The 10,172-nt window shown below is 58.5% G+C and carries 7 protein-coding genes and 1 pseudogene; 5 read left to right on the top strand and 3 right to left on the bottom strand.

The window, feature by feature from the left end; all coding sequences use genetic code 11:
- Both AB4043_RS11110 and AB4043_RS11115 read left to right on the top strand, forming a co-directional pair.
- Positions 1-417 (top strand): annotated as a pseudogene (locus AB4043_RS11110) (NAD-dependent epimerase/dehydratase family protein); the annotation flags it as partial.
- Positions 418-525: 108 nt separating this feature from the next.
- Positions 526-2,343 (top strand): ArnT family glycosyltransferase, encoded by a 1,818-nt coding sequence (locus AB4043_RS11115; RefSeq protein ID WP_442302271.1) that lies wholly within the window; start codon positions 526-528, stop codon positions 2,341-2,343.
- 302 nt (positions 2,344-2,645) lie between these two features.
- Here the strand turns inward: AB4043_RS11115 and clpB are convergent, their stop codons facing one another.
- The 3 genes from clpB to AB4043_RS11130 form a co-directional block, all read right to left on the bottom strand.
- Complete coding sequence (gene clpB / locus AB4043_RS11120) at positions 2,646-5,267, bottom strand: ATP-dependent chaperone ClpB (RefSeq protein ID WP_442307067.1); 2,622 nt, start codon at positions 5,265-5,267, stop codon at positions 2,646-2,648.
- A gap of 205 nt (positions 5,268-5,472) precedes the next feature.
- Positions 5,473-5,955, bottom strand: coding sequence for an Hsp20/alpha crystallin family protein (locus AB4043_RS11125; RefSeq protein ID WP_442302269.1), 483 nt, complete (start codon positions 5,953-5,955; stop codon positions 5,473-5,475).
- Between the two features lie 156 nt (positions 5,956-6,111).
- Positions 6,112-6,348 (bottom strand): hypothetical protein, encoded by a 237-nt coding sequence (locus AB4043_RS11130; protein WP_442307068.1) that lies wholly within the window; start codon positions 6,346-6,348, stop codon positions 6,112-6,114.
- A 91-nt stretch (positions 6,349-6,439) separates the two neighbouring features.
- Between AB4043_RS11130 and AB4043_RS11135 the strand changes: the two genes are divergently transcribed.
- From AB4043_RS11135 to AB4043_RS11145, 3 genes are read left to right on the top strand one after another with little or no spacing between them, the layout of a single operon-like run.
- Complete coding sequence (locus tag AB4043_RS11135; protein ID WP_442307069.1) at positions 6,440-7,840, top strand: sensor histidine kinase; 1,401 nt, start codon at positions 6,440-6,442, stop codon at positions 7,838-7,840.
- A 23-nt stretch (positions 7,841-7,863) separates the two neighbouring features.
- On the top strand, positions 7,864-8,298 hold the full coding sequence (locus tag AB4043_RS11140; RefSeq protein WP_442302266.1) for a response regulator: 435 nt from the start codon (positions 7,864-7,866) through the stop codon (positions 8,296-8,298).
- Positions 8,299-8,307: 9 nt separating this feature from the next.
- Entirely contained in the window at positions 8,308-9,840 is a 1,533-nt protein-coding gene (locus AB4043_RS11145) for an ATP-binding protein (RefSeq protein ID WP_442302265.1), read from the top strand.
- Positions 9,841-10,172: the final 332 nt, after the last annotated feature.

Genomic DNA, 10,172 nt, shown 5'->3' on the forward strand with positions numbered 1-10,172 from the left:
GCCTGCATCCAGGCAGCCGGCTACAACGGCAGCAATACCTTCAATGTCGGCTCAGATAATGTGAAGTCGATGCGCGCGGTCTATGAGTCCGTCATCGCTGCCGCGGGATCGCGCAGCATAGTGCGCTCCCTACCACAGGGGCCGACGATCGCCGCCATGATCGCGGCGCACAAACTCAAGCTCTCGCCCCTTGGGCCGTATCACTACAAAATGATCGCCGAGAGTTTTCTGTTCGACACCACACGCATCAAACGCGAGCTCGGCTGGCGGCCCACGCTCACCAATGAGGAGATGCTGTTACGTGCCTACAGCTACTACTCACAGAATCGCAAGGAGATCGCGGCACGCACCGATGTCTCCGCGCACCGCAAACCGGCGAGCATGGGTATTATTCGACTGTTAAAGTGGCTGAGTTAGACCTCCAGAGATACAACCTCTCCCGACAACACTCCATCCCACGTCCCTAACGGAACAGCCTGCACGACTTTCTGCAATGGGATTTCAGTTGTTTGGAGGAAAGTCTGCGTGGGCACCTGGGTTACGACGAGACCTCTCGTCCATGTCCCGACAACTCTGCGGATCACAGCCGGCTGGGCACAGGCATGGATTGATGCCCACCCTGCTCTGTCTTTCACGGGGCTTAGCCTCTTCTACGTCATCATCACCGCGCTGCTCTCTTCCATGAAGCTGCTGTGGCTCGACGAGTTGATCACGTATCACATTGCGAGCCTGGGTTCAGCCCACGCAATCTGGCACGCCCTCAGCCAGGGCGCCGATCCGAATCCGCCACTATCTCATCTGGCGGTCCTGGGTTCAACGCGCCTCTTCGGCAATCACGAGTTCGCATTGCGCCTGCCAGCCATCGCCGGTTACTGGTTGGGGTTGTTGTCGCTCTATCTCTTCCTGCAGCGGCGGATCTCCCCCACATGGGCGCTCGCGGGAACCTTCCTGTCTATGGCGACCGGCGCCTTCGAATATTCCTATGAATGCCGCAGCTACGGCATCTTCTATGGTTTCGCAATGATGGCTGTACTGTGCTGGTCGCGAACCATCCAACCGAAGACGCGCAGCCGTGGCACCCTTGCTCTGATTGGCATGGTGATCGCGCTGGCGCTCGGCGTCTCCACCAATTACTTCGCGGTGCTCGCGTTTCTTCCCGTGGCAGCGGGTGAGGTAGTTTTCACCCTGCAGCAATTTCACGCAGAACGATGGCGTATGCCAAATCTTCGCTATGCCATTCGTCCCCGAATCTGGATGAGCATAGTGCTGGCCGCTGCTCCTCTCGCCTTCTATCGGGGCCTGATTAAAGCAGGAATTGCAACCTATGCTCCGCATGCATGGAACAAGGTCTCTATCGATCAGGCCTTCGATTCATACACCGAGATGGTAGAGGCAGTACTGTATCCGCTGCTCGCGCTGTTTCTGCTTGCTGGCATCGTCCGCGTCCTTTCTCGCTTCTGTTCAACCTGCCGTGCTTCCATGCGGCCAAGAGTTCTTGGCCATCTGGCGACGGAGTACCGCGTACGACATGGGAGAAAAGCATTTCCAACGCATGAGCTGATCGCGGCGTTCTTCCTCATGCTGTATCCGTTTCTCGGTTACGCGGTCGCTTCTATCAAAGGCGGCATGCTCTCTCCGCGCTTTGTGATCCCGGTATGTTTCGGCTTTGCCATCGCGGGGGTTGCGGCGGCGCATCGGCTCTTCGGGCATATGCGCTACGCAGCCATCATCTTCCTCATCCTCTTTGTGGCATGGGTGACGACCCGCGAGTCCATCATCGGCTATTGGTATACAGAGCAGAAGCAGAGCTTCTATAAGGTCGTGGACCACCTTTCGACCATCGCTGATAACCAACCAATCGCGATTCCCGATCCGCTCATGGTGCTTACCTTCCAACGCTATGCGCCACCGTCGCTTGCCTCTCGCATCGTCTTCCCTGTCGACTTCGACGCGATCCGCCGATTCCGCGGAGAAGACTCACCGGACCGCAACCTCTGGACTGGACGGAACAGCTACTATCACGTCCCCATTGTTCCTCTGGCCGGCTTCCTGCAGCAGACAGGACACTTCATCATCCTTGGCCACGACAAGAACTGGATGGTGCGGGACCTGCAGGAACACCGTTATCCGGTAGACGAGATGCCGATCAACACGCGTGCCGGAGCGATTGGAGGATTTACACCGCTGATGCACGGTGTACCGAAGTTCTATGAAGCTTCAGGAGATCGCTCACCGGCCAGCGGATACGGACGTTCCACCACAATCATTCCGTTTCACGGTGAAACGAATCAGCCGCATGAGGATGATTTAGAACGCCCGATTCAAGATGTTCAGACTCGATAGAACACGAGAACAGCGCGTTGGAGCGCTGAAGGCGCGCTCTATATCAGCCTGGGGCAACGCCCCAGGTCTCAGGCAGCCAATGGAAAAAAGGGCTGAAGGCCCGATCTATAGTTCTTCAGTCACAAATCGAACGTCCATCTCCTCCAGCTAGAAAAGACGATTTGAGCTTCGCTCGAACATCCCACCCATTGCTTTGCAATGGATGGGGCACCCAGAGTATGGGCTGCCGCAACAATTTTGTTTGTCATCTTCTGCAAAAACAAAAAAGGCCGGGCAATATGCCCGGCCTTTTCTTCCTACTCTTACGCCGGAACCTCTTCCGACTCGACGACCTCGAAGGTGAGGGCGTCTTTGCCTGCATCGACACGCACCTTGTCGCCGTGCCGCACTTCGCCATCTAGGATCTTGATGGCGAGCGGATCCTGCACCAGGCGCTGGATCGCACGCTTCAGCGGACGGGCTCCATAGGCGCGATCGTAGCCCGCGGCAAAGAGCTTCTTGTGCGCCTCCGGTGTCAGCTCCAGATGGATCTTCCGTGCATCCAGCAGCTTCTGCAGGTCGGCAAGCCGCAGGTCCACGATATGCGTCAACTGCTCCTCGCCGAGCGGATGGAAGACCACGATGTCGTCCACACGGTTCAGGAACTCCGGGCGGAAGTGCTGCTTCAGCGAATCGATCACACGGCTCTTCGCATCCTCGAAGCCATCCTCACTGTCAGCCCATGCCGTCGACAATGCACTTGCACCGATGTTCGACGTCATGATCAGCACGGTGTTCTTGAAGTCGACCGTGCGGCCCTTTGAGTCCGTCAGGCGGCCGTCATCCAGCACCTGCAACAGCACATTGAAGACRTCSGGGTGCGCCTTCTCGATCTCATCAAAGAGCACCACGGCATACGGACGCCGGCGGATCGCCTCCGTCAACTGTCCACCCTCGTCGAAACCCACGTATCCCGGAGGAGCGCCGATCAGCCGCGCGACCGCATGCTTCTCCATGTACTCCGACATGTCGATGCGCACCATCGCCTGCTCGTCGTCAAAGAGGAACTCCGCCAGGGCACGCGCCGTCTCCGTCTTACCCACGCCCGTGGGGCCGAGGAAGATAAAGCTGCCGATGGGGCGCTTGGGATCGGACAAGCCCGCACGGGAACGGCGAATCGCATTCGCCACCACCGTCAAAGCCTCATCCTGCCCGATGACGCGCTCGCRCAGCCGCTGTTCCATATGGACCAGCTTCTGTACTTCGCCTTCGAGCATCTTCGCGACAGGAATACCGGTCCACTTGGAGACGATCTTGGCGATATCTTCCTCGTCGACCTCTTCCTTCAACATGCGCTGCGCGGTATCACTACCATCCTGCAGCGTCTCAAGCTCCTTCAGCTCGGCCTCTGCCTTCGGCAGATCGCTGTACTGAATCTGCGCTGCCCTGCCGAGATCGCCTTTGCGGGTCTGCTCTTCGATCTGGAAGCGCAGGCTTTCGATCTTCTGCTTCAGCTCGCTGATGCGGCTGATGGCATCCTTCTCCTTCTGCCACCGCGCCCGCAGGCCGCTGGCCTGCTCCTTGATGTCGGCCAGCTCCCTCTCGACCTCCTGCAACCGCTCCTTGGAGTTCGCATCCTTCTCCCGCTTCAGAGCCTCGCGCTCGATCTCGAGCGAGGTCGCCCGACGCTCCAGGGCGTCGATCTCCACTGGCACACTCCCGATCTGGATGGCCAACGAGGCAGCTGCTTCATCGACAAGATCAATCGCCTTGTCCGGAAGGAAACGGTCGCTGATGTAGCGATGTGAGAGCACAGCCGCCGACACGATCGCCGAGTCCTTGATGCGCACCTTGTGGTGCGACTCGTAACGCTCCTTCAGGCCACGCAGAATCGCGATCGTATCGTCTACATTGGGCTCACCGACATAGACGATCTGGAAGCGGCGCTCCAGCGCGGCATCCTTCTCGATGTATTTGCGGTACTCGTTCAGCGTGGTTGCGCCGATAGCCCGCAGCTCGCCGCGCGCCAGTGCCGGCTTGAGCATGTTGCTGGCGTCGATAGCGCCTTCCGCTGCTCCGGCGCCGACCAGCGTGTGCAGCTCATCGATAAACAGGATGATCTGTCCGTTCGACTCTTCGATCTCCTTCAGCACTGCCTTCAGACGGTCTTCGAACTCTCCACGGAACTTCGCTCCGGCAAGCATCGATCCCAGGTCCAGCGAGATGACCCGTTTCTCCTTCAGGATCTCGGGCACATCTCCGGAGACGATGCGGCGCGCCAGGCCTTCCACAATCGCCGTCTTACCCACGCCGGGTTCGCCAATCAACACAGGGTTGTTCTTGGTGCGGCGCGACAGCACTTGAATGACGCGACGAATCTCCTCGTCGCGGCCGATCACCGGATCGAGCTTGCCCTTGCGCGCCTGCTCGGTAAGATCCTTGGCGTACTTCTCCAGCGCCTGGAACTTCCCTTCGGGATTCTGATCGGTCACGCGCTGGGTGCCACGCACTGAGGTCAGCGCCTTCAGAATCGCATCATGGGTTGCACCGAAGGCGGCCATGGCCGCCTGCACAACGCCATTCTTCTCTTCACTCAAGGCCAGCAGAAGATGCTCGGTCGAGACATACTCGTCCTTGAAGTTCTCCGCCTCTTTGAAGGCGCGATCTAATACCTTCTGCAAAGCAGAGCCCACACCGGGCTGCTGACTGGCTCCCTGCACTTTCGGCAGTTTCGCGATGGCCGCATTTACCTGGCTAAGAAGCTGCTGCACAGGTACACCGATCTTCTCCAGCACCGGAATCACGATGCCCTCACGGTCTTCCAGCAGAGCCGCGGCAAGATGCAGCGGCAGCACCTCGGCGTTTCCCGAGTCAGAAGCGTGCCCCAGCGCCGCCTGTACCGCCTCCTGCGACTTCACCGTAAATTTGTCCCAACGAATTGCCATCGCTTCTCTACCTCACCTGATTCCTTAGATACATCTCAAGCCGAATAACGACCATGCCCCGCATCACAAAAGAATGGGAGACCGCCCTTCACAACCGGCAGGTCTCCCGTTCATGTCCCCACTGCGAAAATGCAATGGGTTTCATCGATGGCGACAAGGCCGGCAGCCCCTTCGCCATCAGGTGCCCGTCAGTGCACCATGAAGCTTACGCTGCGGTCTTTGCCTCAACCTGCTTCGGACCAGTACCGGCGCCTACCTTGATCTGCTTGGGCTGAGCCTCAGACTTCTTCGCGATCTCAATCTGAAGCACGCCATCCTTATACTCGGCGCTTACTTTCTCCATATCCGCCGTTTGCGGAAGCGTGAACGCGCGGATGAAGCTGCCGTAGCGGCGCTCAATGCGATGGAAGTTCTCTTCCTTCTCTTCCTTCCCGAATTGGCGCTCGCCCTTGACCGTCAGAGTCTGGTTCTCCAGGCGGACATCGATATCTTCCTGCCTGATCCCCGGAACGTCGAGTTTCAGCACGATCTTCTGCGCATCCTCATAAACGTCCACGGCGGGAGTGAAATTCCCTGACGCCAACGACTCACTGCGGCCTTCCGGCGCACCGAAGTCGTTAAAGATCGAGTTCAAACGGTTCTGCAGAACAGCCAGATCCGAGAACGGGGTCCAACGTGTGATCGTCATGATGCATTTCCTCCTGAGTTGTGGGCCGGGATCTCCGGCCTTCACATCATCTGACGCATACCATAGCACAACCGATTCATAAAATGTGATGCAAGTACACTCAAGTTTAGAAGAAACTTTCGCCCTTTCGTAAGCAAATGAAAATAAACTACTTTTTCACGTGTTCCAATCGTCGCTCGGCCAACTCACCACCGAAGACCGTGGCCGGCACCATGACGACGATCGATACCCTCCGGTCGCCACCGAGCAGAAGAAGCCGACTACGATACTTGCGAGCAGGTAGCGCGTCGAGACCCGTTGCGTCGGATCATGATTCGTTTTGAGAAACCAGACAACCGAGCTGCCAAGTGAGAGCAGGTAACCAAAGACAGCGCCGAGAACGATCCGAACCATGGGGACTCTCCGTGCTGAATGATGACATACCAGTTCAGGCAACTCCGCAACAAAAGCTTTGCATCGCATGGAAGTCCCATTGATAGTCTCGATGCGTGCCTTTGGTTACCGGCTCGCCTATATTGGCGCCGTTCTGATTGTGTTGCTCAATAGCTGGTTGGCCTATCGCTCTCTCCGCATCTTTGCGGCGAGCCAGCAGTGGCAGACCCATACCCTGGAGACCCTGACTGCCTGCGAGCAGTTAGTGGCGGAGATTCGGACGGCCGAGGGCGCAGCTCGAGGCTACGTTCTGCAGGCGGATCCGTTCCTGGAAAAGCAGTACAACGATGCCGTCAACCAGGTCTGGGACACCTTTGAATACGTGCGCAAGCTCACGGAGGACAATCCCAGCCAGCAGGCTCGCCTCCCCAGAGTCCGCGAGCGGATTCAGGCGCGGCTGACCTCGATTGAGATTGGCGTTCAACTTCGTAAGGCTCAACCAACTGCCGCGCTCACGCCGGATCAGCTTTCGATCATGATGACCGACCAGTACCAGTATGGCGACTTCACAGCGGCTTATGCCATCACCCAGGTCGAAGGAGAGGAGCGCCGTCTGCTCAAGTGGAGGGATTCCCAGGTCACAAGCGCCCGCCGCTCGGCCTACACCACCTTCGGTGTTGCGACCGGACTGAATCTTCTATTCCTGATTCTCGCCTTCCATTTCCTTGGAAAAGAGGTGGCTGCGCGCGACCGGATCACGGCGCAGGCAGAAGAGATTCAAGCTCTGGCTACCGATCTGGAAAAGCGCGTGCGGGAGCGCACGCATGAGCTCGAGACCTCGAACCAGGAGCTCGAAGCCTTCTCCTATTCCGTATCGCACGATCTTCGCGCACCGCTACGCACCATCGATGGCTTTTCGCTGGCGCTGTATGAGGACTTCGGCGACAGGCTGGATGATCAGGGCCGAGACTACATTCATCGCGTCCGCAGCGGTGTACAGCGCATGGGCCAGTTGATCGATGCCCTGCTGCAGTTGTCCCGCGTCACCCGTACCGACCTTGTCCGCGAGACCACGGATCTGGCGGAAGTTGCCCGTTCCGTCGCCGCCGACCTCAAAGCCTCAGACCCTGATCGCAATGTCCGCTTCGAGATTCCCGGCACGCCCATGCTGGCTCAGGCTGATCCGCGTCTGCTGCGCATTGCCCTGGAAAACCTGATGGGGAATGCCTTCAAGTTCACCGCAAAAACACCGAACGCTGTCATCAGGTTCGGCTCCTATCTGGGAGATGGCGTGAACGTCTACTTTATCCGGGATAATGGAGCCGGCTTTGATATGCGGTATGCCGATCGCCTCTTCACTGCGTTCCAGCGCCTTCACGGAGATCGCGACTTTAAGGGGTCAGGCATCGGCCTGGCGACCACACTTCGCATCGTCCGCCGGCATCAGGGCCGCATCTGGGCCGAGGCTACGGAGGACCAGGGCGCGACCTTCTACTTCACGCTTGGATCATAATCTTTTGGGAAAGGTTCCTACGAATGACCATCAATACGAATTCGATCCTGCTGGTCGAAGACGACCCGGACCACGAAGCTCTCGCCATCCGTGCTTTGCGCAAGGCCAATGTCGCGAACGAGATCAGTGTCGCCCGTGACGGCGCCGAGGCGCTTGAGCTGATCGACAGGTACGAAGCGGGTGAGCTTCCCATGCCGCAGCTCGTTCTTCTGGACCTGAAGCTTCCCAAGGTGCAGGGCCTGGATGTGTTGAAGGTAATTCGCTCCAAAGAAAAGGCCTCACTCTTGCCCGTCGTTGTACTCACTTCCTCGGACGAGGAGCGCGATATCGTCAGCTCGTATCGCCTGGGCGTGAACAGCTACATTCGCAAACCAGTCAACTTTACAGATTTTGCCGAAGCCACCAAGCAGCTTGGAATCTACTGGCTTCTGCTGAACCAAGCGCCGCCGATCTCCTGAGACACGCGCGTGACCCTGCCGCAGCTCAATCCCGCTCCCCTCGCAGAACAACGCAGGCGGCTTCGCGTCCTCATCGTCGAAGACTACGAGCCTGACGCGCTGTTGCTGCGGCGTCACCTTCACCGCGCCGGATACGAGATCGAGATGCGGCGCGTCGAAACCCGCGCGCAGATGCATGAGGCCCTGCGTGCGGGGAGCTGGGACGTGGTCATCGCCGACTACACGCTGCCTGGTTTTGGAGCGCGCGACGCCCTGGCCATGCTGCAGGCCAGCGGGATCGACCTACCCTTCATCATCGTCTCTGGCACCATCAGCGAAGAGACCGCCGTCTCCACCATGCGCGCCGGGGCACACGACTATGTGTTGAAAGACAATCTGGAGCGCCTGGTACCCGCAATCGAGCGAGAGCTCGCCGATGCCGAAGCCCGCCGCGAAAAACTACGCACCGCCGCCGCGCTCAAAACTCTGGAAACACGCTTCTCCGCAACCTTCAACCAGGCTGCCATGGGAATGGCGCATATCTCACTCGATGGACGATGGATCCTGGCCAATCAGCGCCTGCGCGACATACTCGGTTTGACCGCGGATGAGCTGGAGTCAATCAGCTTCTACGATCTGCTACTGCCGGCCTCCGATCGCGATGAAGACGAGGAGATCGTCTTCGAAGATCTGCTCTCTCGCCGAATCCCCAGCCTGCGCGTCGAAAAATGCCTGCGCCACAAAGATGGTCACGCCGTCGATGTGCAGCTCACCATCTCTGTTCTGCAGCCGGACCCCAACGAGACCGAGTCGCTTTCGCTGGTGATCGAGGATATCTCCGCGCGCAAGGCCGATGCCCGTGAGCGCGCCGACCTGGTGAAACGCCTGATCAACTCCGAACGCCTGGCTTCCGCGGGACGCATGGCCAACACGCTGGCGCATGAGATCAATAACCCGCTCGAAGCCCTGACCAATGTGTTGTATCTGCTGCAGACGCATCCAGAGCTTCCACTCGATCTGCAGGAACTGGTCAATATGGGGGCACGTGAGTTGGACCGTGTCGGCCACATCACGCGCACCACACTCAGCTTCTATCGTGGCAACTCCGGCAGCGGACATCTGGTGAATAAGCTGGTCGGCGAGGTGGTGCAGATCTTTGCCTCTCGCGCCGAAGGAGCCCAGGTACAGATCATCACGGACCTTCGTCCTTCTGCTTCAGGAACAACCTTCCCGCTTTCACTGCGGCAGGTGTTCGCCAACCTGATTGGCAACGCCATCGAAGCCATGTCAGGCACGGGCGGCACCCTCACCATCCGCTCCCGCGAGACAGCCACATGCGCCATCGTGACCATCGCCGACACCGGCCCGGGAATCGCGCAGGCACACATCTCACAGATCTTCGAGCCCTTCTTCACTACCAAGGGCGAGCGCGGCACCGGTCTCGGTCTTTGGGTCACGCGCGGCATCGTCGCCGAATCCGGAGGAACCCTCACTCTGCGCTCAAGCACCGACCCCAGGAATCGCGGCACCACCATGCGAATTACGCTGCCTTTGAAGAGTTGAAGACGTACTCGGACGTAGTTACGGATTTGTTGTCACCTTCATACACTTGTGGCTGAGCTTTGAAGTTGAAAGTTGAAGACGTACTGCGTGGGCAGTCCAATCGCGCCGGCACCTTGAAGGGTTGAAGACGTACTGTATGGGTAGCTGCCGTGTGTTGCCAACTTCAGGCGATTAGGGTTGACCAACGAAGTTGAAAGTTGAAGACGTGCTGTATGGGCGGAGAGGACCTCATCGGCCCGCTGGCGCTTTCAGTTCATTGCAAGTTCTGATGGCACGTCGCCGCTGTGCCTACTGGGACTTTGCATCTTTTTTCTTCGGCGCCAGATAGATCC

Source organism: Terriglobus sp. YAF25 (assembly GCF_052113305.1).
In the GTDB taxonomy this organism is placed as follows: Bacteria; Acidobacteriota; Terriglobia; order Terriglobales; family Acidobacteriaceae; genus Terriglobus.